At 71.0% G+C, this 24,982-nt stretch carries 22 protein-coding genes and 3 pseudogenes; 20 read left to right on the top strand and 5 right to left on the bottom strand.

Going from position 1 to position 24,982, the window contains the following annotated elements:
• Nucleotides 1-59: 59 nt before the first annotated feature.
• Nucleotides 60-284 (bottom strand): annotated as a pseudogene (locus ACIA79_RS02075) (site-specific integrase); the annotation flags it as partial.
• Between the two features lie 22 nt (nucleotides 285-306).
• Here ACIA79_RS02075 and ACIA79_RS02070 point away from each other — a divergent pair.
• Nucleotides 307-471, top strand: a complete 165-nt coding sequence (locus tag ACIA79_RS02070) for a hypothetical protein (protein ID WP_399426095.1) — start codon at nucleotides 307-309, stop codon at nucleotides 469-471.
• A gap of 70 nt (nucleotides 472-541) precedes the next feature.
• On the opposite strand, the gene ACIA79_RS02065 is transcribed toward ACIA79_RS02070, so the two are convergent.
• A complete protein-coding gene (locus tag ACIA79_RS02065; RefSeq protein WP_399426093.1) occupies nucleotides 542-1,264 on the bottom strand; it encodes a GntR family transcriptional regulator in 723 nt (240 codons plus the stop codon).
• A 156-nt stretch (nucleotides 1,265-1,420) separates the two neighbouring features.
• Between ACIA79_RS02065 and ACIA79_RS02060 the strand changes: the two genes are divergently transcribed.
• The 4 genes from ACIA79_RS02060 to ACIA79_RS02045 all read left to right on the top strand — a co-directional run bounded on the left by ACIA79_RS02060 (nucleotide 1,421) and on the right by ACIA79_RS02045 (nucleotide 3,375).
• Nucleotides 1,421-1,618 carry a hypothetical protein gene (locus ACIA79_RS02060; RefSeq protein WP_399426091.1) on the top strand — a complete coding sequence of 66 codons (198 nt, stop codon included), beginning with the start codon at nucleotides 1,421-1,423 and terminating at the stop codon, nucleotides 1,616-1,618.
• Entirely contained in the window at nucleotides 1,615-1,845 is a 231-nt protein-coding gene (locus tag ACIA79_RS02055; RefSeq protein WP_399426090.1) for a hypothetical protein, read from the top strand. Before ACIA79_RS02060 ends, ACIA79_RS02055 begins: the two co-directional genes overlap by 4 nt.
• A 725-nt stretch (nucleotides 1,846-2,570) precedes the next feature.
• Nucleotides 2,571-2,960, top strand: a complete 390-nt coding sequence (locus ACIA79_RS02050; protein WP_399426089.1) for a hypothetical protein — start codon at nucleotides 2,571-2,573, stop codon at nucleotides 2,958-2,960.
• Between the two features lie 82 nt (nucleotides 2,961-3,042).
• Entirely contained in the window at nucleotides 3,043-3,375 is a 333-nt protein-coding gene (locus ACIA79_RS02045; protein WP_399426088.1) for a hypothetical protein, read from the top strand.
• Between the two features lie 83 nt (nucleotides 3,376-3,458).
• Here ACIA79_RS02045 and ACIA79_RS02040 read toward each other — a convergent pair.
• Nucleotides 3,459-4,056, bottom strand: a pseudogene (locus ACIA79_RS02040) (replication initiator).
• A pseudogene (locus ACIA79_RS02035) lies at nucleotides 3,969-4,774 on the bottom strand (replication initiator). The pseudogenes ACIA79_RS02040 and ACIA79_RS02035 overlap by 88 nt, the downstream one beginning before the upstream one ends.
• A gap of 548 nt (nucleotides 4,775-5,322) precedes the next feature.
• On the opposite strand from ACIA79_RS02035, the gene rplU reads away from it, so the two are divergent.
• The 12 genes from rplU (at nucleotide 5,323) to ACIA79_RS01975 (ending at nucleotide 20,873) form a co-directional block, all read left to right on the top strand.
• Entirely contained in the window at nucleotides 5,323-5,643 is a 321-nt protein-coding gene (rplU, locus tag ACIA79_RS02030) for a 50S ribosomal protein L21 (protein WP_031070416.1), read from the top strand.
• 14 nt (nucleotides 5,644-5,657) lie between these two features.
• Nucleotides 5,658-5,912, top strand: a complete 255-nt coding sequence (gene rpmA, locus ACIA79_RS02025; RefSeq protein ID WP_031070415.1) for a 50S ribosomal protein L27 — start codon at nucleotides 5,658-5,660, stop codon at nucleotides 5,910-5,912.
• A 115-nt stretch (nucleotides 5,913-6,027) separates the two neighbouring features.
• The gene (obgE, locus tag ACIA79_RS02020) at nucleotides 6,028-7,464 is read left to right on the top strand and encodes a GTPase ObgE (RefSeq protein WP_399426087.1); all 1,437 of its coding nucleotides are present in this window, start codon (nucleotides 6,028-6,030) and stop codon (nucleotides 7,462-7,464) included.
• Nucleotides 7,465-7,919: 455 nt separating this feature from the next.
• Complete coding sequence (locus ACIA79_RS02015) at nucleotides 7,920-9,956, top strand: glycosyltransferase (protein ID WP_399426085.1); 2,037 nt, start codon at nucleotides 7,920-7,922, stop codon at nucleotides 9,954-9,956.
• A gap of 209 nt (nucleotides 9,957-10,165) precedes the next feature.
• Nucleotides 10,166-11,665, top strand: coding sequence for an SDR family NAD(P)-dependent oxidoreductase (locus tag ACIA79_RS02010; protein ID WP_399426084.1), 1,500 nt, complete (start codon nucleotides 10,166-10,168; stop codon nucleotides 11,663-11,665).
• A gap of 147 nt (nucleotides 11,666-11,812) precedes the next feature.
• Nucleotides 11,813-13,951, top strand: coding sequence for a hypothetical protein (locus ACIA79_RS02005; RefSeq protein WP_399426083.1), 2,139 nt, complete (start codon nucleotides 11,813-11,815; stop codon nucleotides 13,949-13,951).
• Nucleotides 13,952-14,141: 190 nt separating this feature from the next.
• Nucleotides 14,142-15,380 (top strand): glycosyltransferase family 2 protein, encoded by a 1,239-nt coding sequence (locus ACIA79_RS02000; RefSeq protein WP_399426082.1) that lies wholly within the window; start codon nucleotides 14,142-14,144, stop codon nucleotides 15,378-15,380.
• A 484-nt stretch (nucleotides 15,381-15,864) separates the two neighbouring features.
• On the top strand, nucleotides 15,865-16,974 hold the full coding sequence (gene proB / locus ACIA79_RS01995; protein WP_399426273.1) for a glutamate 5-kinase: 1,110 nt from the start codon (nucleotides 15,865-15,867) through the stop codon (nucleotides 16,972-16,974).
• Nucleotides 16,975-17,106: 132 nt separating this feature from the next.
• On the top strand, nucleotides 17,107-17,607 hold the full coding sequence (locus ACIA79_RS01990) for a hypothetical protein (RefSeq protein ID WP_399426080.1): 501 nt from the start codon (nucleotides 17,107-17,109) through the stop codon (nucleotides 17,605-17,607).
• A gap of 115 nt (nucleotides 17,608-17,722) precedes the next feature.
• Complete coding sequence (locus ACIA79_RS01985; RefSeq protein ID WP_399426079.1) at nucleotides 17,723-19,027, top strand: glutamate-5-semialdehyde dehydrogenase; 1,305 nt, start codon at nucleotides 17,723-17,725, stop codon at nucleotides 19,025-19,027.
• A 70-nt stretch (nucleotides 19,028-19,097) separates the two neighbouring features.
• On the top strand, nucleotides 19,098-19,700 hold the full coding sequence (locus ACIA79_RS01980; RefSeq protein WP_399426077.1) for a hypothetical protein: 603 nt from the start codon (nucleotides 19,098-19,100) through the stop codon (nucleotides 19,698-19,700).
• 75 nt (nucleotides 19,701-19,775) lie between these two features.
• Entirely contained in the window at nucleotides 19,776-20,873 is a 1,098-nt protein-coding gene (locus tag ACIA79_RS01975; RefSeq protein ID WP_399426075.1) for a hypothetical protein, read from the top strand.
• Between the two features lie 60 nt (nucleotides 20,874-20,933).
• On the opposite strand, the gene ACIA79_RS01970 is transcribed toward ACIA79_RS01975, so the two are convergent.
• Entirely contained in the window at nucleotides 20,934-22,022 is a 1,089-nt protein-coding gene (locus ACIA79_RS01970; RefSeq protein WP_399426073.1) for a M48 family metallopeptidase, read from the bottom strand.
• Nucleotides 22,023-22,257: 235 nt separating this feature from the next.
• Here ACIA79_RS01970 and ACIA79_RS01965 point away from each other — a divergent pair, with 235 nt between their 5' ends.
• The 3 genes from ACIA79_RS01965 to ACIA79_RS01955 are packed head-to-tail and all read left to right on the top strand — an operon-like array spanning nucleotide 22,258 to nucleotide 24,950.
• Nucleotides 22,258-22,419, top strand: a complete 162-nt coding sequence (locus tag ACIA79_RS01965; protein WP_399426071.1) for a hypothetical protein — start codon at nucleotides 22,258-22,260, stop codon at nucleotides 22,417-22,419.
• Between the two features lie 52 nt (nucleotides 22,420-22,471).
• Nucleotides 22,472-23,092 (top strand): nicotinate-nucleotide adenylyltransferase, encoded by a 621-nt coding sequence (gene nadD, locus ACIA79_RS01960; RefSeq protein WP_399426069.1) that lies wholly within the window; start codon nucleotides 22,472-22,474, stop codon nucleotides 23,090-23,092.
• 19 nt (nucleotides 23,093-23,111) lie between these two features.
• Complete coding sequence (locus tag ACIA79_RS01955) at nucleotides 23,112-24,950, top strand: LytR C-terminal domain-containing protein (RefSeq protein WP_399426067.1); 1,839 nt, start codon at nucleotides 23,112-23,114, stop codon at nucleotides 24,948-24,950.
• Nucleotides 24,951-24,982 lie beyond the last annotated feature (32 nt).

The following is a 24,982-nucleotide window of genomic DNA, read 5'->3' as shown; positions in this document are numbered from 1 at the left end:
CGCCGACCTTGGTCCGGCGGGGCTCCTGCGTTGGGTGACGGCAGTAGTTGACGGCAACGTCAGCGTACGGGAGCGGGGCAGGGCGGCGGGTCGCCGTCGTTGCTGTTGACCGTCTTGGCGACCTCCGGGGTGCCGAAAACGGTGCTGAGGGTGTCGATGGCGTCGCGCTGGAGGCGGAGCCTTACGTGGGCGTAGACGGTGGCGATGACGCCGATGTGGGCGTGGCCGAAAAGTTCCTTGATCACGACGAGTTCGACTCCCTGTTCCAGGAGCAGGGTGGCGGTTCAAACCGAGGTACCGGTTGCGGTGCAGCCGATGGATGAGTCGGGCGAAGCGTCGACTGCCCCGCGGAACGAGTTCCCGGCGGTGCCCGGAGTGGCGGATCTGGCCTACAAGCTCGAACGCGCCATGGAGCGGATCGAGGAGTCGGAGGAGCGTGTCGAACGCCTCGAAGGCCGCGACGCGGACTGACGTGGGCACGTGAACGGCAGCGTCCCCGAAGGTCGCAGGCTGGGTCTCGGGGACGCTTCGCGTTGTCCGGTCAGGGCTGGTACTCGTAGCCGATGGTGAACCGGGGCGGCAGGCACCATTCCCCGTACTCGATGATCCCCTCCGCGTCCGACCAGCGGTGAGCGCCGGCCAGGATCGGGGAGCCGACCGGCAGCCCCAGTGCGCTCGCCTCCCGGGCGTCGGCGGGGCGGGCGTGCATGTCGTCGCGGGCGTGGGAGATCGTGCGCCCGGTGGCTTCCAGAACCCGGGCGGACAGTCCGTGATTGCGGCCCGGGGCGGTGTTCAGGAGGTCCGGTACGAGGGCGGCGAACGGGGCCGGGTACCAGGTCACGGCGAACACGGTCCGGGTCTTGCCCCGTCCGGCCAGCCACTCGCGCCGCACCACCTGGTCCCCGGCCTCCAGGTCGAAGATCTCCGCCACATACAGCGGCGGGGTGATCAGTTCGGCAGCCGTCACCCGACTCGTCTCACCCTCGGCCAGGAACGACTTCACCCGCTGGACCCGGGCCAGCCGGTCCCGCGCCGACAAGGTCCAGCGCGGGTCATCGGCGACGTAGGTGCCCCTGGGGGTGGTGCGGATGAAGTTCTCCACCTGGAGAGCCTGCAAGGCGCGGGAGACCGTGGCGGCAGCGGCCTGCCACTGCCCGGCGATCTCCCGGTTCGTCGGCAGCTTGGCACCCGGCTCAAGCTCTCCCGACAGGATGCGCTCCCGGAAGTGATCCGCGATCTTCGTGAACGTCTTGGGACTGGGCATAAGGCGTGCCCCTCCGTTGAGTTGACGTGATGTCAGTGGGAGCACACTAGTGCACTGCGAACCGTAGCGGGAGTGCTTCGGCCACTCGAATACTGAACTAGAGCACCGACCTGTCAAGAGGTCGGCCATGTGACGTTCGAGAGGTGGCGATGTGCAGTGACGGAGCCGACCAGGTACTCGACCCCGCCAGTTGAACTTCCCTCGCGTTTGGAGCTGGAGCCGGTACCCGTTGAGGGCTGTGCGGGGTGCGCGGAGCTGGCCAACGTACGTGACCGGGCCCGAGTAGTCGGCGACATGACCACCGTCAGTGACTGCAACGTCTACATGCGACGCCACCCGGAGGGCCACCAGTGAGCCCCCGCGCCGTCTACCGGCAGGTCACCCACACCATCCGCCACGCACCCGAAGGCGGCATCACCTACGAGGCGTTCTGCGTCACCGCTGGATGCGGAGCCGAATCCGGCGCCCATGACGAGCAGGAAGCCGCACAGGACTGGGCGCTCCGCCACACCGGACGCACCGGCCACGACCTCTTCAGACGCGTCGTCACCGACCACGCCAAGGTCACCCGAGCCGAGTAGAACCACCACCGCAAACCGGAACAGCACCCACACGCCGCAGACCATCGCACCAGGCCAGCAGCCCAGCCGGACGCTCGGCCATCGACCACGGCGTACCGCCGAAGCGGGATGCGTCCAAACTTTCTCTACGTCTTCAAGGCGACCCGCTGGCGCGGGTCGCGCGCGGCACGGCCGCCCATCCGGCCCGCTCTCGGCTCCGCCACCGCGGGCCGGCCAGCGACCCGGCCGCGCAGAAACGGCGCAGCGTTGCGCCGGAAGGGCGGAGGAAGCCGGACGCGCCAGCACGGCGGACACCAGGCCGACGGCGAGGCGACGGCGGGGAGTTGGCTGGGACGGAGGCCCGGAGGTGGGGCCGGTCGGCTCCGTGGGCTTTACCCACCTCCCCGGGCCGGGCCCGCGTCGGGCAAGGCCAGGGGGCCACTCGTTCAAATTCCGGGCAGGATCAACGCCTGCCCGAGTTGCCGGCCAGCGTACGGCCCCCTGACCATGCCCGACCCCAACCCGGGCAGGACACCGGCCAAAGCCCACTCCACCGCCCTCACGCGCGCAGCCGTCTGACGGCAACGCCGACGGCAACAGGGCCGCACAGCGCGGCACTTCCACGCACACCCACGGACCGGCCGGAATTCGCTGACCAGCGAAAATTCAGGTGACGACCGCTCGGCGAGCACACGTACTATGTGGTGGCGGGAGTTACGCCGGTCCTCGTTCACAATTGCGGCGAGGTGGCAGTCGACACGAATGCGGTGACGGATGCCCTCTCGGGTGCAAAGACCGCTGAAGTAGATGCCGCCTTGGCGGGGCGTGCCCCGGTGCTTTCGCCGACTGCTCATCGTGAACTACTCGAAGGTGGACACTCGGCAGACACCATTGGTAGCTGGTTGTCGGAGCGAGGAGGACGCATGGGACCGGCTTCTACCAGCGAAGGCGTTGCTTCGCTCCAGGCTCGCCTCAGGGGTATGTGGAAGGGTAAGTCATTCAATCCGATGATTGCCGACGACGACGCTTCGGTCTTGCATTCGGCGATACAGGATGGATTGTCGATCATTACGAACGACAAGAGATTCTATAAAATATCGATAGGCTCGGATATTCGAGCGAGCGATATTAGTTGATCGTGTTGTTTGGGGTGCCCCGCGCTTGCTAGCTTGCGGGGCACTCCAGGCCAGGTAAACAGGCTGGGTAGAAGGTGGCCACATGCGTGAAGATGAACTCGAGGAGATCGAGGAGTTGTGCTCTGCGGCCACTCCGGCGCCTTGGTTCGTTAGGACCTTGGATGATGACTCCGCCATGAATCTTGTGGCGGTGAGCACGGCTCCCGACACTGGCGCTGCCGAGAGGTGGCCGAATTTTGATCATCGAGACATAATTGCCGCAACTTTGGTTCAGCATCCGCGATACGTCGATTCTGGCGACGAACGCTGGGATGAGAACGCAGCCTTCATTGCAATGGCGCGGGAGGCTGTGCCGCGCCTTGTGGAAGAGGTTAGGTGTCTCCGGGCCCTGCTTGCGGCGGAGGGGAATGGTTAATGATGGGCCATTCGGGTTCTTGGTTCATCGCGGAAACCGGCGCCCGAATTTCGTCTCCTCATTGGCCTGAGTTGTATGGGCGGCTAACCAAAGAGTGTGCAAGAAAGCAGCCCCGCCGTTTTCCGGAGGGGGCTGCTGCGGCTTTTCAGGTCGGTCTGACGGCAGTAGTTGACGGCAACGTCAGCAGACGATGGCTTCGCAGGGCGGCGGATCGTCGCCGTCGTTCGGGCCGGCTCATTGTTGGCAAGACCGTCCCGGGCGATGCTGAGGGTGTCGATGGCCTCTCGTTGGAGGCGGAGTCGGACGTGGGCGTAGACGGTGGCGGTGACGCCGATGTGGGCGTGGCTGAGTAGTTCCATGATGATGACGGGCTCGACGCCCTGCTCAGGAGCAGGGCGGCCGTCGAGTGCCCAGAGCGCGCCGAGGGTGGTGGAGTAGGCGCGGGTCTTGGTGGAGAAGTGGCCGCGGAATCCGCGCATGTGGACCCACTTCCGCAGGTTCAAGTGCGTCGCGGTTGCCGAGGGCCCTGGCGGTGCGGATCATGCGGGCGGCGTGCTCGGGCACGGACTCCGACCAGAGATCGGTGATCTTCTTCAAGCGGTGGTCGAGAGTGCCAGTCGCGGCTTCAGTGTCCTTGGTGGCGTACTTCGCGACGTATCCGGCGACCTTGCCCTCGGTGATCGTGGTCCCCCCTGGAAGGCGGAGGACCGGATGTCCCTGGTGGCAATCTGCTCGCCGAAGGCGAAGGAGCGAGCGCGGCCGTTGACCTCGGGCCCGTCGATGTGGGCGCGGGTGGCCGCGATCCGGATGGCGTCGGCCAGCAGTTCGGGGGTGGCCCAGGCGGGGGGCGGGGTGTGGGGGCCTGCGGGGCCGTCGAGTCGGATCACGGCGTGGAAGTGGATCAGTCCGCGCTGCTGGTACGCCGCGACTTTGGCGTACGAGACACGGCGACGCTGTGGAGCAGGCGCTGGGCGATACCGGCTGCGGCGGCGATGATGCGTCGCAGGTGGAGCATGAAGCGGGCCCACAGGGCGGGGGCGTGGGCGTGGGCGTTCCACAGGACAGCGCCGGTGTAATCGTACCGCTCGGAGTCGAGCGGGGTGCCGAGGGTCATCCTAGGCGTGGGTGCGTGCGCAGTAATAACTGGTGGAGCCGTCGCCGCGCCGGTGCGGTGCTGGTGGCAAAGACGCGGGCGGAGATGTTCTTGCTGCCACGAAGACCGGCGGCGATGAGGTGGTAGGTCTCCTGGCGATACAGCCCGCGCAAGAGGGCGGAGGCTGGTGCCGCCGTTTCCGCAGCGGACAACGGAGCCGTCCGGCGGGCAGCGGTTCGCGGAGTATCCCGCAGGTGAAGGCGTCGATCTTGGTGCGATGGCCTTGGAGCCGGATGGGCTGGACACAGCAGCCGAGCGAGGACAGATGCCGGACCAGTCCCAGCAGGTCCCGGTATCCGGTGAACGCAGGCAGCGCTGCTCTCTGGAGGACGTAGGCCCCCCCGGGGGAGGGTGAAGCAGTCCAAGGGCCGGGGGAGGGTGTTCATGAATCGCGCTGGTCCTGGCGCCGCAATGTGAGCGTGACCTGCTCTTTTGCTGATATGCAGGCCGGGCCCGGTGCTATGTGGGTGTCCTCGCGGCGGCCATGGGCACAAGGTAGGCCTAGGCGGTCGGTGAGCAGCCTTGCTCCCTGAGGTGCTGCTGACGGTATCGATCGGCCCGCTGGAGCCTGGATGCTCTCAGTGACCCCCGCGGCCCCTCCGCCGCCGGTTTGACCCGTGCCGAGCGGGACCGTAACCTTGACCGTCGGCGTGTTTCCATGCGCGCCAACTCCTGAGCACCCACCCCCGGCCCCGCCCGGGGAGGCCGTTCATCCATCCGGACAGTCACGGACCCGCCGGTCCGTGCGAGCGGCTGGCGTCAGGGGTTTCCGTTCCGAGCGAGGAGAGATCCGCGTGTACGCCATCGTGCGCAGCGGTGGTCGCCAGCACAAGGTTGCTGTCGGCGACATCGTTGAGGTTGACAAGATTTCCACTGCCAAGGTTGGCGACACGGTCGAGCTCTCGACCCTGCTCGTTGTCGACGGCGACTCCGTGACCAGCGACCCGTGGGTGCTGGCCGGCATCAAGGTCCAGGCCGAGGTCGTGGACCACCACAAGGGCGCCAAGATCGACATCCTGCGCTACAAGAACAAGACCGGCTACCGCCGTCGTCAGGGCCACCGCCAGCAGTACACGGCGATCAAGGTCACGGCGATCCCGACGGCTGCGAAGTAAGGGACTGAGGAGACATGGCACACAAGAAGGGCGCATCGTCCACCCGGAACGGTCGCGACTCCAACGCTCAGCGGCTCGGCGTGAAGCGCTTCGGCGGTCAGGTCGTCAACGCCGGTGAGATCCTGGTCCGCCAGCGTGGCACCCACTTCCACCCCGGCTCGGGCGTGGGCCGTGGCGGCGACGACACGCTGTTCGCGCTGCAGGCCGGTGCCGTGCAGTTCGGCACGCACCGTGGTCGCAAGGTCGTGAACATCGTTCCGGCTGCCTGATCCACTTTCGCGGAGGCGGACCTCACTTCCCGTTCGGGAAGCGGGTCCGCCTTTCGCTTGTTGCACCGAAGACATATCCGTACACGTACGACCTACGTAACTGGAGGCACAGGACATGACCACCTTCGTGGACCGCGTCGAGCTGCATGTCGCCGCGGGTAACGGAGGCCACGGCTGTGCCTCCGTCCACCGTGAGAAGTTCAAGCCGCTCGGCGGCCCCGACGGGGGCAACGGCGGGCGCGGTGGCGATGTGATCCTGGTCGTCGACCAGTCGGTCACCACGCTGCTGGACTACCACCACTCGCCGCACCGCAAGGCGACCAACGGCAAGCCCGGCGAGGGCGGCAACCGCTCCGGCAAGGACGGCCAGGACCTGGTCCTGCCGGTGCCGGACGGCACGGTCGTGCTGGACCGCAACGGCGAGGTGCTCGCCGACCTGGTCGGCCAGGGCACCACGTACGTCGCCGCCCAGGGCGGCCGCGGCGGCCTCGGCAACGCCGCGCTGGCCTCCGCGCGCCGCAAGGCCCCGGGCTTCGCGCTGCTGGGCGAGCCGGGTCACGCCGACGACATCGTGCTGGAGCTGAAGACCGTCGCCGACGTGGCGCTGGTCGGCTACCCCAGCGCCGGCAAGTCGTCGCTGATCTCGGTGCTCTCCGCCGCCAAGCCGAAGATCGCGGACTACCCCTTCACGACCCTCGTCCCCAACCTGGGCGTGGTGACCGCCGGCTCCACCGTCTACACGATCGCGGACGTGCCCGGTCTCATCCCGGGCGCCAGCCAGGGCCGCGGCCTCGGCCTCGAGTTCCTGCGGCACGTCGAGCGCTGCTCGGTGCTGGTGCACGTCCTGGACACCGCGACGCTGGAGTCCGACCGCGACCCGGTCTCCGACCTCGACGTCATCGAGGAGGAGCTGCGGCAGTACGGCGGCCTCGACGACCGGCCGCGCCTCGTCGTCCTCAACAAGATCGACATCCCGGACGGCAAGGACCTCGCGGACATGATCCGCCCGGACCTGGAGGCACGCGGCTACCGCGTCTTCGAGGTGTCGGCCGTGGCGCGCACCGGCCTGAAGGAGCTGTCCTTCGCGCTGGCCGACATCGTCGCCAAGGCGCGCGCGGCCCGGCCGAAGGAGGAGGCCACCCGGATCGTCATCCGCCCGAAGGCGGTCGACGACGCGGGCTTCACGGTCACGCGCGAGGAGGACGGGCTGTTCCGGGTGCGCGGCGAGAAGCCGGAGCGCTGGGTGCGGCAGACGGACTTCAACAACGACGAGGCCGTCGGCTACCTCGCCGACCGCCTCAACCGCCTCGGTGTCGAGGACGAGTTGATGAAGGCGGGCGCCCGCGCGGGTGACGGCGTGGCGATCGGCCCCGAGGAGAACGCGGTCGTCTTCGACTGGGAGCCCACGATGATGGCGGGCGCGGAGATGCTCGGCCGCCGCGGTGAGGACCACCGCCTGGAGGCCCCGCGCCCCGCGGCGCAGCGCCGCCGGGACCGCGAGGCCGAACGCGACGAGGCCCAGCGCGAGTTCGAGGGCTTCGACCCCTTCTAGGGAGTGTCCGCAAAGTAGCGTCGTCCGCCCGCCGGGCAGACGGGACTTTGCGGTCACGACCCGGTCCCGCGGCCGGCGTCCTCGGCCCGGCGTCCCACGGCCCCCGGCGGGTTCTCCCCGCCGGGGGCCGCTGCGTGCGTCGGGCGCCCGGCGTCCGGCAGAGGTGGCGGCGGTTCTCCCCGCCGGGGCCGCTGCGTGCGTCGGGCGCCCGGCGTCCGGCAGAGGTGGCGGCGGTCCACCCGCCGGGGCCGCGAGGCCGTCCGGCCCGCCGCGGAGGCGGCGGCGGTTTCGGACCGGCCGGCGGGCCGACCCGTACCGATGTGTGACACGCCCGGGCCGCGGATGGTTGACAAAACCAAACTCATACCCGTTCGAGCGCAACCTATGCCGTCGAACAACCGTCTTGTTACCGGGGCCGAAGCAGAACCGCCCCCGGAGAACCGAACGGAGCGTTGATGAAGATCTCCTTCCTCATCCACACCATCTACGGCATCGGCGGCACCATCCGCACCACGCTGAACCTCGCGGAGGAGCTCGCCGACCGGCATGAGGTGGAGATCGTCTCGGTGTTCCGGCACCGGGACATCGCGCTCTTCGACATCGACCCGCGCATCACCGTCGTCCCGCTCATCGACACCCGCCCCGCCTCTCCCACCAACGAGAAGCAGCACCCGCTCCAGCTCCAGGCCGCCGAGTTCTTCCCCCGGCACGAGGCGCGCTACAAGGAGTACAGCAAGCTCACCGACGAGCGGGTCAGCGAGCACTACGCGGGCGACGGTGCCGACGCGGACGTCGTCATCGGCACCCGTCCCGGACTCTCCGCCTACGTCGCGCAGTTCGCCCCGCCGGGTGCCGTGCTCATCGGCCAGGAGCACATGACGCACAACCACCACAAGGCCGCCCTGCGCAAGGAGATGTACGCGCACCTCGACGCGCTCGACGCCTACGTCACCGTCTCCGAGGGCGACGCCGCGGTGTACCGGGAGAAGATGCCGCTGCCCGCGACGCGCGTACTGGCCATTCCCAACAGCGTGCCCGAGCCGCCCGTCGCGCCCTCCGACGCGTCCGGCAGGACGATCGTCGCCGCCGGACGGCTGGCCGCCGAGAAGCAGTACCACGTCCTCATCGACGCCTTCGCCGAGGTCGTCGCGCAGCGCCCCGAGTGGGACCTGCGCATCTACGGCTGGGGCCCCGAGAAGGAGAAGCTCCGCACCCGTATCGACCGGATGGGCCTCTACAACAGCGTCCGGCTCATGGGGCCGCACTCGCCCATCGAACCGGAGTGGGCCAAGGGGGCCATCGCCGTCTCGACCTCGCGCCACGAGTCCTTCGGCATGACGCTCGTCGAGGCGATGCGCTGCGGCCTCCCCGTCGTCTCCACCGACTGCGACTACGGGCCGCGCGAGATCATCGCGGATGGCGAGGACGGCATCCTCGTACCCGTCGGCGACACCGACGCCGTCGCCGCGGCCCTGCTGAAGCTCATCGACGACGAGGAGCTGCGCAGGAAGATGGGCGCGGCCGCCGTCCGCAACGCCCGCCGCTTCGACCCCGCCACGGTCGCCCGGCAGTACGAGGAGCTGTTCGAGGAGCTGCGCACCCCCGCCGCCCAGCGCGCCGAGGCCGATGCGTACGCACCCGTCGCGGACTGCGTCGTCGAGCCGGACGGCGCCGTGACCGTCACGCTCCTCCAGCCGCGGCCGGGCGTGGAGCTCGCCTGCGTCCGCACCGACGCGCGCACCGACGAGCACCGCTTCCCCTTCGACGCCTCCGGCCGCGCCACCGTCCCGGCGGACGCGCGGTTCCACGAAGGCGTCTGGGAGTGCTCGGTGCGGCTCCCCGGCTCGGGGCGCCGCGTGCGCATCACCGCCCGGTCCCTGGACCAGCGCGGGGCGATGCACGCCGGGCGGCGCGACCACGACGGCGGGGTGCGCAACCTCGTCCCGTACCCGGGCAAGCCGGCGAAGCACCTCCAGCTCCGCTCCTGGGTCCGGCCGGTCCACGCCGAGGCCGGTGACATCGAGGTCACGGCCGGGAGCATCACCGTATCCGGTGAACTGATCGGCCCCGCCGCGGGCAAAGCCGACCGGGCCGGCGGCCCTCCCGTCCTGATCGTTCGCCGCCGCGGCCGCGGCTCCGTCGACCTCACCTACTCCGGCACCTGGGTCGGGGACAGCGGTTTCCGCTTCACCTTCCCCGCCGCGGCGCCCGCCGCCCGCCAGAGCGCCGCCGACGAGTGGTGGGACCTGCTCGTGCGGTACGCCCCGGACGCCGAGCCCGCCCGCCTCGCCCGCGTCCTCGACGACGTCGTCGAGAAGGGCCCGGTCTTCGCGTACCCGGTGACGCAGCTGCGCAAGAAGCGTCCGTACGCCCTGCTCCGCATCGCGGCGCGCAAGCTGCGCGGCCGTCCGCAGCAGTACGTGCGGGTCCGCATCACCTATGCCAACACCAATGACCTGCTGGTGAATGTCGCCGATGTGCCCGTCAGGTAACCGGTCCCTCACCGCACCGTCACACAGCGCCGTCACGTCTGTGGCGTCGGTCACCGAACGCACTTCCGGGGCGCGGACGAACTTCCCTGGCCGCGCGGTGAACACAGGGTGTCCACACGGTGCCGGGCGGCCTCCGTCCGCCTTGCGAGACGGTCACGGAGAGTGCGACCATCAGCCCGTCCCCCAGTCGTCGCAAGGTAGGTCGTTCTGTGTCAGCGCCGCATGAAGCCAAGACCCGCACCACAGCAGTCGTGCTCGCAGGGGGTACCGGACAGCGGGTGGGCCTCGCGATCCCCAAGCAGCTGCTGAAGATCGCGGGCAAGGCCGTCATCGAGCACACGCTGACGATCTTCGAGCAGGCCGAGTCGGTCGACGACGTGATCGTGCTGATGGCGCCGGGTTTCGTGCCCGACGTCGAGAAGATCATCGCGAAGGCCGGGCTGACCAAGGTCTCCCGGGTCCTGGAGGGCGGCGCCACCCGCAACGAGACCACCGAGCGCGCCATCCGCGCCCTCGGTGAAGGTCTTGCGGAGGGTGAGGACCTCAACGTCCTGTTCCATGACGCTGTGCGTCCGCTTCTGTCACAGCGTGTGATCAAGGACTGCGTCGACGCCCTCGACCGGTACCAGGCCGTCGACGTCGCCATCCCGTCCGCGGACACGATCATCGTGACGCGTACGCACGGCGAGGACGGCGAGTTCATCACCGACGTCCCGGACCGCTCCCGGCTGCGCCGCGGCCAGACCCCGCAGGCGTTCAAGCTCTCCACGATCCGCAAGGCGTACGAGGTCGCCGCCGGCGACCCGAACTTCCAGGCCACCGACGACTGTTCCGTGGTGCTCAAGTACCTGCCGGACGTGCCGATCCACGTCGTGCCCGGCGACGAGTACAACATGAAGGTGACCCAGCCGGTCGACGTCTTCATCGCCGACAAGCTCTTCCAGCTGGCCTCCACCGCCGCCCCCCGCCAGGCCGGCGAGGCCGCCTACCGCGAGCTGCTCTCCGGCCGGACGTTCGTCGTCTTCGGCGGCTCGTACGGGATCGGCGCCGACATCGCCGCCCTCGCCGAGCGCTACGGCGCCACCGTGTACGCCCTGGGCCGTTCCACCACCGGCACCCACGTGGAGAACCCGGAGCACGTCGACGCCGCCCTCGCCAAGGCGTACGAGGAGAGCGGCCGCGTCGACTACGTGATCAACACCGCGGGCGTCCTGCGCATCGGCAAGCTCGCCGAGACGGACAACGCGACCATCGAGGAAGCGCTGAACGTCAATTACCTGGCGCCCGTGCACATCGCGCGCGCCTCGTACAAATACCTGGCGGAGACGAAGGGGCAGTTGCTCCTCTACACCTCCTCCAGCTACACGCGCGGCCGCGCCGAGTACAGCCTGTACTCGTCCACCAAGGCCGCCATGGTGAATCTCACCCAGGCCCTCGCCGACGAATGGGCCGGCGACGGAATCCGGGTGAATTGCGTCAACCCCGAGCGCACCGCGACCCCCATGCGCACGAAGGCGTTCGGTCAGGAACCGGCCGGTTCGCTGCTGTCCTCCGAGGCCGTGGCCCGGACCTCGCTGGACGTGCTGCTGTCCGACCTGACCGGCCACGTCATCGACGTACGGCAGCAGGACCCCACCGCCGGTGCGAGCGAGGCGTCCGGATTCGAGCAGGCCCTGGCGTCCGTCCTGGACCGTCAGGGAGATGTGTAATACTCACTCGATCGACCGATCTGGTGGGTTAGCTGTGCAATTCGGGCCTCTGTGTCGCTTCGTGGCGATTACAGGGGCCCGTGTGCTTCACCCGCAAGACGAACAGCAAGACCAACAAACCGGCACCCCCTCTGGAGCAGGTTCTACGTGATTTCGACCGCCATTCGCCTGGCACGCGTGGGCAGTGCGTCGGAGCTGGCCGCGGCAGTCCTCATGGGACTGGGTTATCCGTGCGTCATGCTCGCCGCGCTGATCCCGAACCTCTGGTTCTTCGCGGCCGCCGGTGCCGTGACCTATGTCGCCGACTGGTATCTGCACCAGAAGGACAGCTACCTGATCAACCGGCTGAACAAGGTCCGTGCCGGCCTCCCGATCCGCTTCCTGCTGCGCCAGCTGCTGCTCGTCCTGCTGCTCGCCCGGGAGGACCTCGCCGAACAGCCGGTCTTCTACGCCGCGGTCGCCTGCTTCCTGCTCTTCTACGGCCTCCAGGCCCCCCAGGGCGCCCTCGCCACCCTCATCCGGCTGCGCCGCACCATGCCGGTCGTCACGCGCAACATCGACCTGCACGCCGTGCGGATCCCGGACGCCCCGCCGAAGGCGCTGCTGAACCGATCCGCCGAGAAGATGCTGCACCTCGACGTCCCCGCGGTCGCCGGTGTGATCGTCGCCGTCGCGACCGGCGAGACCGCCGTCGCGTACGCGGGCGTCGCCGCCACCCTCGCGCTGGGGCTGCTCTACACCGTCGCGCTCGTCCCGTACATCCGCCGCAAGCGCCGCGTCCCGGCCGCCGGGGCCGTCCTCAAGGCCGTCGGCACCTGGCTGCGCGAGTACCAGCCCACCGTCGCCCTGTACTTCTCGGGCTCCGACGACTCCGCGTACCAGGTCAACATGTGGCTGGAGACGATGGAGCAGATCGACGGCCGGCCGATCATCATCATGCGTGAGCGCAACCTGGTGAAGAAGCTCCAGCCCACCTCCGTGCCGATCCTGTGCGTGGCCGGCGGGCAGCACCTGATGGCGATGGACTTCTCCTCCGTCCGCGTCACCCTCTACGCCGCCAACGTCGGCAAGAACATCCACATGCTGCGCGTCCCGACCATGAAGCACGTCTTCATCGGCCACGGCGACAGCGACAAGCTCGCCAGCGTCAACCCCTTCTCCAAGGTGTACGACGAGGTGTGGACCGCCGGGCAGGCCGGCCGCGACCGGTACGCCCTCGCCGACGTCGGCGTCCGCGACGAGGACATCGTCGAGGTGGGCCGCCCGCAACTCGCGCCGATCACGACCTGGACGGGCACGCCGAAGAACCCGATCCCGACCATCCTGTACGCCCCCACCTGGGAGGGCTGGGACAACAACCCGGGCAACACCTCGCTGCTGCTGGCCGGCGAGAACATCATGAAGCGGCTGCTCGACGCACCGCGGCCGGTCCGCGTGATCTACAAGCCGCACCCCTTCACCGGGCTGGTGAACAAGAAGGCCAAGGCCGTCGACGAGCGCCTGCAGAGCATGGTGGCCGCGGCCAACGCCGCGCGGGCCGCCGACCCGCGCTGGGCCCGGGAGGCCGCCGCCGCGCAGGCGTCCCACGCCGCGGCCCGCGTCGAACTGTCCCGCATCGAGGCACGCATCGCCCAGCTCGCCGCGCCCGGCCGCAAGGGCGGCGACGAGGCCGAGGAGTCGCGCGTCTCGCTCGCGGACCCGCAGCGCCTCGCCGAGCTCAAGCGGCTGCGCGAGGAGTGGAACGACGCGTACTGGCGCTCCTTCGGCTGGTGGGAGCACAAGGTCGTCACCGGCACCGAGCCGAAGCTGTACGACTGCTTCAACGAGTCCGACGGCATGGTCTCCGACATCTCCAGCGTGGTGTCCGACTTCATCGCGAGCGGCAAGCCCTACGCGGTGACCGACTCGGCCGAGCTGGGCGCCGACGAGTTCAAGCGCCAGAACACGGCCGTCCGCGCCGCCGTGATCCTCGGCAACAGCGCCGCCGAGCTGGACGAGTTGCTGGCCGCGGTGGCCGACCCGGCCGCCGACCTGCTCGCCAACGACCGCCGGGTGCTCAAGCGCTACCTGCTCGGCCCGGACGAGCCGACGTCGATGGAGCAGTTCAACGCGGCGGTCCGCGCGCTCGCGGCCAAGGCGGAGGCCCGCAACAGCGGGGTGGCGCAGCGGCTGGCCGGTCAGCGGATCGGCGAGCTGGACCAGGAGGCCGATGGTGCCGCCGAGCCGGTCGCGGCGGCCGACACCGTGGCGGAACAGGGCGCGCAGGCCGCTCCCGTCGCTCCCTGACGCACCGGCGGGCACCCGCCTCGCACGCACCCGCGCGACCGTACCCACGCGTCCACACGACGGCCCGAAAGTCCCTCGTCCGAAGGGGACTTGCGGGCCGTCGTGCGTGCCGCCCCACCGGGGGCGGACGCCGGGGGCAGCATGACGGACGACTGTCGTCCGTTTACCGCTTACCGCGCAGTGGGTGCCGATGCCTGAGAACACTCCCGATGTCAGCGTGATCATCGGGGCCTACGAAGCCATGCCGTACCTGGTGAAGTGCCTGGACTCTGCGGAGGCCCAGACCATCGGTCCCGAGCGCATGGAGATCATCGCCGTCGACGACGGCTCGACGGACGGCACGGGGGAGTACCTGGAGGAGTTCGCCGCCCGCACCGCCGTGCCCATGCGGGTCCTGCGGCAGGCCAACTCCGGCGGCCCCAGCGGCCCGCGCAACACCGGCCTGGAGCTGGCCCGCGGCCGGTACGTCTTCTTCCTCGACGCCGACGACCACCTGGGCGAGGAAGCCCTGGAACGCCTGGTCGCGATGGCCGACAGGGCCGGCACCGACGTGGTGCTGGGCAAGACCGTGGGCGTCAACCGCAACGCCGCCAAGTCGATGTGGGGCCGGACCGTCGAGCGCGCCGACATCTACACCTCCAACGTCAAGTACACGCTGAGCGCGCAGAAGCTCTTCCGGCGGGAGCTGCTCGTGCGCCACGGCATGCGGTTCGACGAGTCCCTGCGCACCGGCGAGGACGCGCTGTTCACGATGGAGGCGTACCTGCGCGGCAACGGCGTCTCGGTCGTGGCGGACCACGTCTGCTACTACCTGGTGGGCCGCGAGGACGGCAAGCACGTGACGAAGACCGGCAGTTACACGCTGCGCTTCGACTCGGCGAGGGCGCTGATGGAGCTGATCGCCCGGCACGTACCGGCGGGCGGGAAGCGCGATCTGCTGATGCTGCGGCCGTTCATCGTCACGCTGCTGCCGCAGTTCGGGCCCGCGGTGCTCAAGCAGTCCGACGAGGTGCTGCGCCGCAAGATGGAGCTGGCGGCGCCGCTGATGGCCGCGTACTGGACGCCGGGCGTCGCACGGCGGCTGAAGACCGAGGACCGGCTGCGGCTCACCTGTGTGGCGCGGAACAGGCCGGAGGTGCTGCGGGAGGTGGTGGCGCACCTGCAGGCGGGCACCCCTCCCGAGCGGGTCCGCCGCCGGGGCCGGGTGTACCTGGCGTACCCGCACTTCCGGGACCCCGCGGCGGGCATCCCCGACAGCGCGTACGAGCTGCGCGGGGCGGCCGGGCCGCGCGACCGGGTGCGCCGCGCGGCACGGATCCCCCGGCGCGCGGCGGGACGCCTCCTGCGGTGGCTGGGGCTGCGCGGCCCGCGGGACCCCCGCCCGCCGCAGGCCGTGCGCGCCGCCAAGGAGGCGCACGAGCCGGCGTGAGGCGGGGGGCGCGGCCCGGCCCGCGCGTGGTGGGGTGGCCCGAGGCGCCCCGGAGGCCGGAGGAGACCGATCAAAATCGGCCGCTTTCAATCCGGCTTCTGATGGAACCGATCATCCGTGTCGGCCTGTGCACACCGGGCCCGCCGGCTTCCCCGCGGAGCACCAGCGGGGCCGCGGACCTCCGCTTCCGGCCGCGCGGCGGAGGTCCCCGCCCGGCCCCCGGCCCCGGGCGCGGGCCCTGGACGCGGCCTGCTGCCGAGCACCCCTGCCCGGACCGAGGCGCCCGCCCCGGCGCCGCCCGGCGCGCCGCCCCGGCCCCCCGCACGCCCGCCGCGCTGCCAAGGCCCCCGCACGCCCCCCGCGGCACCGCCCGGCGCGCGGCCCCCGGAGGTGTCCACCGCGCTGTCCATCGGCTGGAATGCGCGAGCGCCGCGCCCCGCCTCTGGCATAGATTTCCCACGTGACAGCAGTGGCAAGGCAGTACGTGACGGAAGCCCGCAGGATCGTCGTCAAGGTCGGTTCCTCCTCCCTGACCACCGCCTCCGGCGGCCTCGACGCCGACCGCGTCGACGCGCTCGTCGACGTACTCGCCAAGGTCCGCAGCGGCGGCGAGAAGGAAGTCGTCCTCGTCTCCTCCGGCGCCATCGCCGCCGGTCTCGCACCGCTCGGCCTCGCCCGCCGCCCCAAGGACCTCGCCCGCCAGCAGGCCGCCGCCAGCGTCGGCCAGGGCCTCCTCGTCGCCCGCTACACCGCCTCCTTCGCCCGCTACGGCGTACGCGTCGGCCAGGTGCTCCTCACCACCGACGACACCAGCCGCCGCTCCCACTACCGCAACGCCTACCGGACCCTGGACCAGCTGCTGGCCATGGGCGCCGTTCCGGTCGTCAACGAGAACGACACGGTCGCCACGGACGAGATCCGGTTCGGCGACAACGACCGGCTCGCCGCGCTCGTCGCCCATCTCGTCCGGGCCGACCTGCTGGTGCTGCTGTCGGACGTGGACGGCCTCTACGACGGAGACCCCGGCAAGCCCGGCACCTCACGGATCGAGGAGGTGCGCGGGCCGAAGGACCTGGAGGGCATCGAGATCGGTTCCGCCGGCAAGGCCGGGGTCGGCACCGGCGGCATGGTCACCAAGGTGGAGGCGGCCCGTATCGCCGCGGCCGCCGGCATCCCGGTCGTCCTGACCTCCGCCAGCCGCGCCGCCGACGGCCTCGCGGGACGCGACACCGGCACGTACTTCCACCGCACCGGGCGCCGCTCGGCCGACCGGCTGCTCTGGCTCGCCCACGCCTCCACCCCGCAGGGTGCGCTGATCCTCGACGAAGGCGCCGTACGTGCCGTGGTGGACGGCAGGAAATCGCTGCTGCCGGCCGGTATCGCGGCCGTCGAGGGCGACTTCTCGGCCGGCGACCCGGTCGAGCTGCGTGACGCCGCCTCGGGGCGGCCCGTCGCCCGCGGCCTGGTCAACTTCGACGCCAAGGAGATCCCCCAGCTCCTGGGACGCTCCACCCGGGAGCTGGCGAAGGAGCTCGGTCCGGCATACGAGAGGGAAGTCGTACACAGGGACGATCTGGTCGTCCTCCAGGCCTAGAACGGCTGAAAGTCCCGCCATCCGCCGGAGACCTTCACCAAAACAGCCCCATGTTCCGCTCAGGACTGGTCAACTTTGTCTCGGGGGTAAGGCGGGGTGACAGCACGACAACGCATCAACAGGAGGCCGCCGGTGAGACGAGCGCGCCCAGGGGCAGCGCCCCGCGGGACGACCGAACGCGCCCTGACGAGTGTCGGGGCCGGGGCCGACTTCGACGACGCCGAGCGCCGGGAAGCGGGCGAGGGCCGTCAGCCGGGACGCGAGCAGGAGCGGAGCACCACCGAGCGGCAGGTGTCGAAGCTGTGGCACATCACCCTCAGCGTCTCGGGCCGGGAGGCCCCGCTGACGGAGGTCAGAAGGGCCCTGGAGCAGCTCGCCCACGACCACCCGTTCCTGCTGACCAGCAGGTACGCGAACGATCACGCCGAGATCCGGTACTGGGAAGAGGCCCGCGACCTGCACGACGCGGCCGCGGTGGCGCTGCGCCTGTGGGGCGAGCACCGGCAGAGCGCCCAGCTGCCGCCCTGGGAGATCGTCGGGCTGGAGGTCATCGACCGCGAGACCTACCACCAGCGGATCGCGGAGGGCTACGGCCCCCCGCCCGCCGCACCCGTGGGCGTCCACCCGTACTAGTACTGGTACAGGTGCCTCGGCCGGTGCGGGGCGACGGGTCCGCCGTTTTGAGCAGGCCGTCTCGCACTGCGGGATATGTGCTGGATGCCCGCCCGGAGCGCATTACCCTGCGGGCATGACCTCGCACTCCGCCTCCTCCCCGTCCATCACGCCGTTCGACGACATGTCGCCGGTCACGCGCGCCGCCTACCGGGCCCGCGCCGCCGCCGCCGACATCGCGCCGCTGCCGCGCGCGGCGAAGGACGACGCGCTGCTCGCCATCGCGGACGCGCTGGAGGTCCGCACCAGCGAGATCGTCGAGGCCAACGCCGAGGACGTGGCGCGCGCCCGCGAAGCCGGCACCAGCGAGTCGATCATCGACCGGCTCACGCTGACCCCCGAGCGCGTCCGCGCCATCGCCGCCGACGTCCGCGACGTCGCCGCGCTGCCCGACCCGGTCGGCGAGGTGGTGCGCGGCTCGACCCTGCCCAACGGCATCGACCTGCGCCAGGTCCGCGTCCCCCTCGGCGTCGTCGGCATCATCTACGAGGCCCGTCCCAACGTGACGGTGGACGCCGCCGCGCTGTGCCTGAAGTCCGGGAACGCCGTGCTGCTGCGCGGCTCCTCCTCCGCGTACTCCTCCAACACCGCCCTCGTGCGCGTCCTGCGCGACGCGGTCGGCGGCGCCGGCCTGCCCGCCGACGCGATCCAGCTCGTCCCCGGCGAGTCCCGCGACTCCGTACGGGAGCTGATGCGCGCCCGCGGCCTCGTGGACGTCCTGATCCCGCGCGGTGGCGCCTCCCTGATCCGCACGGTCGTGGAGGAGTCCACCGTCCCGGTCATCGAGACCGGCACCGGCAACTGCCACGTCTACGTCGACGCCGAGGCCGACCTCGACATGGCCGTGGACATCCTGATCAACTCCAAGGCCCAGCGGCCCAGCGTCTGCAACGCCGCCGAGACGCTCCTCGTCCACCGCGACATCGCCGGCGCCTTCCTGCCGCGCGCCCTCGACGCCCTCGCCGAGGCGGGCGTCACCGTCCACGGCGACGAGCGCGTCCAGGCCCACGCCGACGCCTCCAAGGCCACCGTCGTGCCGGCCACGCCCGAGGACTGGGAGGCGGAGTACCTCTCGTACGACATCGCCGCGGCCGTCGTCGACTCGCTGGACGCCGCCGTCGCGCACATCCGGCTGTGGTCGTCCCACCACACCGAGGCGATCGTCACCACCTCGCAGGCCGCGGCCCGCCGCTTCACCCAGCTGGTGGACTCCACCACGGTCGCCGTGAACGCCTCCACGCGCTTCACCGACGGCGGCCAGTTCGGCTTCGGCGCCGAGATCGGCATCTCGACGCAGAAGCTCCACGCCCGCGGCCCGATGGGGCTGCCGGAGCTCACCTCGACGAAGTACATCGTCACGGGCGACGGACACGTCCGGTAGGCATCCCGTACGGCAGGGAGAGTTCGCGCTCTCCCTGCCCAAACCCCCCGCCCCGGTCTACCCTGAAGGCGTGCCGGACGACGTGGGGGGCAAGCCGTTCCCGGACGGCTGGGAGCCCGACGACGACCGCGGGGGCGCGGACGAGGACTTCGCCTCCGTGGTGTTCGACGAGGACTTCGTACGGGCCGCCGCCATCCATGAACCGACCGCCGTGGAGCGGTTGCTGGCCGCCGCCCAGGCGCGCGCCGACGCCGACGCGGCGCGGGGCCGGGCGTACGACGACGGATACGGATCCGGCGCACACGCCCACGAGCCCGGGTACGACGACGACTGCGACGCGTGCGCCGAAGGGGACGACCCCCGCGGCCACGACCACGGCTACGGATGCGGGTGCGGGCACGCACACCCGTACGGCCCGCACGGCGGGGCCCTGCGACCGTACCGGCCCAGCGCCCGCTGGCACCGCCCGGTGGCCTGGATCCTGGCGCTGGTGCTCGGCGTCGGCATGATCGCCCTCGCCTTCACGGCCGTCTACCGCGGCGCCTCCGGCAGCCGCGACGACCAGGTCCCGGCGCCCGCGACGACCGGCATCGACAAGCCGTCCGCGTCCCTTCCCTCGGCCTCCGCCGAGTACACCGCTCCACCCGCCGCGGCCGTGCCGCGCGCCTCCTGACCGGCGGCGCCGGGCCGGTGCGGCCGGCCTGCCGGAGCGCGTTTACGGGATGTCCCGCCGACCTACCCTGAAGGTATGGCAGGGAGTGGCGACCCGCCTGAAGGGACCCCCGAGGGGCTGCCCGGCGGTGGGGAGGACGAGTACCGATCCGTCGTCTTCGACGAGTCGTTCGTCCGCGCTGCCCGCCTCCAGGAGCTTTCCGCGCAGGAGCGCATGGGGGAGCACGCCCGGGCCGTCCGCCGCCGCCCCGCCTGGCAGCCCCGGGCCCGCCCCCGGCACGGCTCGCTGGCCCTGGTGCTGGTGATCGTCTTCGCCCTGGCCGCCGCGATCTACGCGGGCGCCCGCCCGTACCACCCCCCGCCCGGCCACCGGGCCGAACCGCTGCGGACCGCGATCGTGCCGCTCGCCCCGCAGGGCGTCGTACCGGGCGGCGAGCCCGCCCGTCTGCTCGCCCGCAGCCCGGCCGCCCAGTTCCGCTCCGGCGCCGCCGGCATCACCATGCCGCCCGCCCGGAGCACCGCGCACTTCTCCGAGAACCAGGTGGTGGCCGCGCTGGGCACGGTGCAGGAGTACCTGGTGAAGTCGGCCCTCGACCCCGACGTCCTCACCGGGCGGTCCGTCCGGCCGGTGCGGTTGCTGCTCGATCCCGCACAGCAGGAGCAGTTCGACCGGAGCGTCAGGTCACCCGCCGACGACGGACGGCACGCGGCCACCGGCTGGCTCGTGCGCTTCGACCCGCGCGAGGTGGCGCTGGCCGGCACCGCCGCCCGCGTGCGCGGCACACTGCGCGTCGAGGAGGCGGTGCCCGACGTCCTGCAGGTGACGGCGGACCACACCTTCGTCTACGCGGTGCGCCCCGCGGGCGCCGACAGCGCGGACCGCCGCGCCGGCCGCGCGGAGTCCTCGCTGTTCACGGTCCGCCGCCAGATGGTCTTCCGCTTCGACCGCGACGACCTGCGGATGCACCGGGCCGAGCTGGTCAGCAGCCACGTCATGGCCGGGCCGCAGTCCTGCTCGGCCGAGCCCGCGGGGGCCATGCGACCGCTGCTGGCGGGACAGCGGGCCACCCAGCAGTCCCCCCGGGGCACCGACCCGTACGCCACGGGACAGGTCCCCGCCTCCTTCTGCGGCACTCTCTCCCCGCGGGCCCAGCCCTCGGCCCCGGCGCGGTGACCGGCCTCGCTCGGTGACCCGGCCGGCCCGCGCGGCTCCGCGTGACCGGCCCGCGCCGCGCTACGCGTCCTTCGGCCCCGCGGAGCCCCCCGAACCGTTGGGGCTCCCCGTACCGCCCGTGAAGCGGTCGCGGAGCTTGCCGCCCAGGTCGCCCGCGCCGCCGGCTATGTCCCCGACCAGCTTCATCAGCGGGTCCTTGCTGGTGCGGACCGACTCGGCGTAGTGGGAAGCGGACTCGCGGAAGGAGTCCGTGACCGAGGTGTCCTTGTCCTCGTCGCGCCGCGGGTAGTGCCCGTCCATGATCCGCTGGTGGTCGCGGCTCTCGGCCCACTTCTTCAGCTCGGCCGCCCGCACCGTGGTGAAGGGGTGCGAGCGCGGCAGCACGTTCAGGATCTTCAGCACGGAGTCGCGCAGGTCCCCGCCCGCCTCGTACTCCTCGGCCTGCTCCAGGAACGCGTCGACGTTCATCTCGTGGAGGTGGTTGCCGCCGGCGATCTTCATCAGACCCCGCATCGACGCCCGCAGGTCCTGCCCGACCAGCAGCCCCGCCCGGTCCGCCGACAGCTCCGACTTGCGGAACCACTCCCGCAGCGCCGTCACGATCGCCATGACCGCCACGTTCCCCAGGGGGATCCAGGCGACCTTCACCGCGAGACCCGTGAGGAACAGCAGCACCGTGCGGTAGACGGAGTGCCCCGACAGGGCGTGGCCCACCTCGTGGCCGATGACCGCCCGCATCTCCTCCTCGTCCAGCAGCTCCACCAGCCCGGTGGTCACCACGATGATCGGCTCGTCCAGTCCGATGCACATCGCGTTGGGCTTCGGGTCCTGCGTGACGTACATCGGCGGGACCTTCTCCAGGTCCAGGATGTAGCAGGCGTCGCGCAGCATGGTGTGCAGGTGCGCGAACTGGGCGTCGCTCACCCGCACCGAGTCGGACAGGAAGAGCAGCCGCAGGCTGCGCTCGGGCAGCAGCCCGCTCAGCGCCTTGAAGACGGTGTCGAACCCGCTGAGCTTGCGCAGCGCCACCAGCGCCGAGCGGTCCGCGGGGTGTTCGTAGGCACGCGAGGAGATGCCGGGAAAGCGCCTGCGCTGCCTGCTGGGCTGGTTGTCGCCACCGCTGCCGGTGCCGCCGGTGCTGTCGGTCATGGATGATGCCCCCTGTTCGTACGAGACGCGCCTCGTCCCCCTGGCGGACCCCAGACTAGGCCGTGGGACACCGCGGGACGGGAGCCTGTGGATGACTCCGGCCTTCGTGGACACAGACGCGGAAGACGGTCCGGAAGATGACAACGCCTGAGTCGGCGTGAGCGTGCCCGCACCGCCCGCATACGATGTGCGCGAAGTCTCCGCTCCGACTCCCCATGGATAGGTCCTTCCGAAGATGAGCATCCACAGCGCCGCCGCCAGCCTCGTCACGCTCGCCGAGGGCACCGAGCACGGCGGCAACCACGAAAGCCTCAGCCCGTACCTGACCGGTGGCGGCGCCTTCGTCGTGCTGCTCCTGCTGCTGTGGATCACCACGCGGTTCAACCGCGACCGCTGAGCCGGTGACCGCCGGGACCGGGCGCCCCGCCGTGCCAGTAGGCTCTGCACGCATGGGAGACCAGGAAGTGCCTACCAGTCCCGGCAGACGCCGACTCGGCGTGATGGGCGGGACGTTCGACCCGATCCATCACGGACACCTGGTGGCCGCCAGTGAGGTGGCCGCGCTGTTCCACCTGGACGAGGTGGTGTTCGTACCCACCGGGCAGCCGTGGCAGAAGACCCACAAGACGGTCTCCCCGGCGGAGGACCGCTATCTGATGACGGTCATCGCCACGGCTTCCAACCCGCAGTTCTCGGTCAGCCGCATCGACATCGACCGGCCGGGGCCGACGTACACCATCGACACCCTGCGGGACCTGCGTGCCCTCAACGAGGACACGGACCTCTTCTTCATCACCGGGGCGGACGCGCTCTCCCAGATCATGCCGGGGTGGCGCAACGCCGAGGAGCTCTTCTCGCTCGCCCACTTCATCGGGGTGACCCGTCCGGGTCACGACCTGTCGGACGACGGGCTGCCCAAGGGCGGGGTCACCCTCGTCGAGGTGCCCGCGCTGGCCATCTCGTCGTCGGACTGCCGGGCGCGGGTCGCCGCCGGCGACCCCGTCTGGTACCTGGTGCCGGACGGCGTGGTGCGCTACATCGACAAGCGCCAGTTGTACCGCGGCGAATGAGCCACGGAGAGGGGCACCGGTGAACGACCAGCACAACCCGTACGACCCGTACTATCCGCCGCAGCCGCAGATCGTCGGCTACGACGAGTACGGCCAGCCGGTGTACCAGCAGGCCCAGCAGCAGTACGACACCTACGAGCAGCAGCAACAGCAGTACGAGCAGCAGCAACAGCAGCAGGAGTACGGCTACGAGCAGTACGCCCAGCCCCAGCAGACGCAGTCGTACGGCTACCCGCAGCAGGACCAGGGTGGCTACGGGTACGAGGGCTATACGGGTGACGGCTACGGCGGGTACGGCACCGCCCAGCACCCCGGCCACGGCCAGCAGTCGGAGTACGTGCAGCACCCCGGCCACGCCCAGCAGCCCGAGCACGCGCAGCAGTGGATCCCGCAGCAGCACCAGCCGCCGTCGCAGCAGGACCCGCGGCCCGCGCCCCAGGACCCGGGCCAGGGCCAGAACCAGGACCGCACGCGCCCGCGGACGGCACCGGCACAGGAGCACGGCGACCCGGCCCCGGCCGCCTCCGTGCCCGGGCCGCGCCGTCCGGCACCGGACCGCGACCCGGCACAGGGCCGCGAGGCGCCGCAGGACCCCGAGTACCGCACCGAGCAGTTCGCCTTCGTCGAGGACCCGGACGAGGAGTCCGAAGACGTCATCGACTGGCTGAAGTTCACCGAGAGCCGCTCCGAGCGCCGCGAGGAGGCCCGCCGCCGCGGCCGCAACCGGATCGTCGCCCTCGTCGTCGTCCTCGCCGTCGCCCTCATCGGCGGCGTCGGCTACCTCTGGTCCGCGGGCAAGCTCCCCGGCCTCGGTGACGACTCCACCGCCGCGCAGGGCGGCACGGCGAGCGGCCCGCAGAAGCGCGACGTGATCGTCGTCCACCTGCACAACACCAGGAACGACGACACCTCCACCGCCCTTCTGGTCAACAACGCCACCACCAAGCAGGGCACCACCGTCCTGCTCCCCAACTCCCTCACCGTCGCCAACGACGACGGCACCACCACCACGCTGGCGAAGTCCGTCGACGACGACGGTTCCGCCGGCACCCGCGAGGCCATCGGCGCCCTGCTCGGCACGGAGATCACCGGCACCTGGCGGCTCGACACCCCCTACCTGGAGAACCTCGTCGAACTCGTCGGCGGCATCGACCTGACCACCGACACCGAGGTGCCCGCCGCCAAGAAGGGCGAAGCGCCCCTGGTGCCCCGGGGCGAGAACCAGACGCTGAACGGGCGCATGGCCGTCGCGTACGCCACCCACCGCGCCCCCGGCGAGGCCGAGGCCCAGCAGCTCCAGCGGTTCGGCCAGGTCATGTACGGCGTGCTGCGCAAGATGTCGGACGACCCCCGGGCCGCCACCGTCACCGTGGAGACCCTGGCGCAGATCCTCGACCCCTCCCTGCCGGAGAAGGACCTGGGCGCCTCCCTCGCCAAGCTCGCGGAGCACGCCAAGGGCGGCGACTACAAGACGGCACTGCTGCCCGTGCAGCAGGACGGCACGCTCAGCGAGGAGGCCGCGCGCAGCGTCGTCAAGGACGTCCTCGGCGGTTCGGTCACCGCGCCCGAGCAGGGCTCGGCCGTCCGCGTGGGCGTCAGGAACGCCTCGGGTGACGCCGAGGCCACCGAGGCGGCCCGGATCGTCCTGGTCAACGGCGGCTACGCGGTCATCGACGGCGGCAAGGCAGCCGGGACGGAGTCCTCCACCCAGGTCCTCTACGGCGACGCCGCGCACAAGGCGAAGGCCGAGGAGGTCGCGAAGACCCTGGGCCTGCCCGCCGGCGCGGTCGTCAAGGGCACGCCCCCGGCGAACGCGGACGTCATGGTCGTCCTGGGCCGGGACTACGAGGCCGGGTAATGGTTTGCGGGGCTGTCGGCGGTACGTGAGAC

This window comes from Streptomyces sp. NPDC051310 (assembly GCF_044455245.1).
Taxonomy (GTDB): domain Bacteria; phylum Actinomycetota; class Actinomycetes; order Streptomycetales; family Streptomycetaceae; genus Streptomyces.
This window is presented reverse-complemented; position numbering and strand designations above follow the sequence as displayed.

What these genes read in the sequence shown, in the direction of transcription:
- ACIA79_RS02065 (WP_399426093.1), bottom strand. Translation starts at nt 1,264, where the DNA reads ATGCCCAGTCCCAAGACGTTCACGAAGATCGCGGATCACTTCCGGGAG.
- ACIA79_RS02045 (WP_399426088.1), top strand. Translation starts at nt 3,043, where the DNA reads ATGCGTGAAGATGAACTCGAGGAGATCGAGGAGTTGTGCTCTGCGGCC.
- rpmA (WP_031070415.1), top strand. Translation starts at nt 5,658, where the DNA reads ATGGCACACAAGAAGGGCGCATCGTCCACCCGGAACGGTCGCGACTCC.
- obgE (WP_399426087.1), top strand. Translation starts at nt 6,028, where the DNA reads ATGACCACCTTCGTGGACCGCGTCGAGCTGCATGTCGCCGCGGGTAAC.
- ACIA79_RS02015 (WP_399426085.1), top strand. Translation starts at nt 7,920, where the DNA reads ATGAAGATCTCCTTCCTCATCCACACCATCTACGGCATCGGCGGCACC.
- ACIA79_RS02000 (WP_399426082.1), top strand. Translation starts at nt 14,142, where the DNA reads ATGCCTGAGAACACTCCCGATGTCAGCGTGATCATCGGGGCCTACGAA.
- ACIA79_RS01985 (WP_399426079.1), top strand. Translation starts at nt 17,723, where the DNA reads ATGACCTCGCACTCCGCCTCCTCCCCGTCCATCACGCCGTTCGACGAC.
- ACIA79_RS01975 (WP_399426075.1), top strand. Translation starts at nt 19,776, where the DNA reads ATGGCAGGGAGTGGCGACCCGCCTGAAGGGACCCCCGAGGGGCTGCCC.
- ACIA79_RS01970 (WP_399426073.1), bottom strand. Translation starts at nt 22,022, where the DNA reads ATGACCGACAGCACCGGCGGCACCGGCAGCGGTGGCGACAACCAGCCC.
- ACIA79_RS01965 (WP_399426071.1), top strand. Translation starts at nt 22,258, where the DNA reads ATGAGCATCCACAGCGCCGCCGCCAGCCTCGTCACGCTCGCCGAGGGC.
- nadD (WP_399426069.1), top strand. Translation starts at nt 22,472, where the DNA reads ATGGGAGACCAGGAAGTGCCTACCAGTCCCGGCAGACGCCGACTCGGC.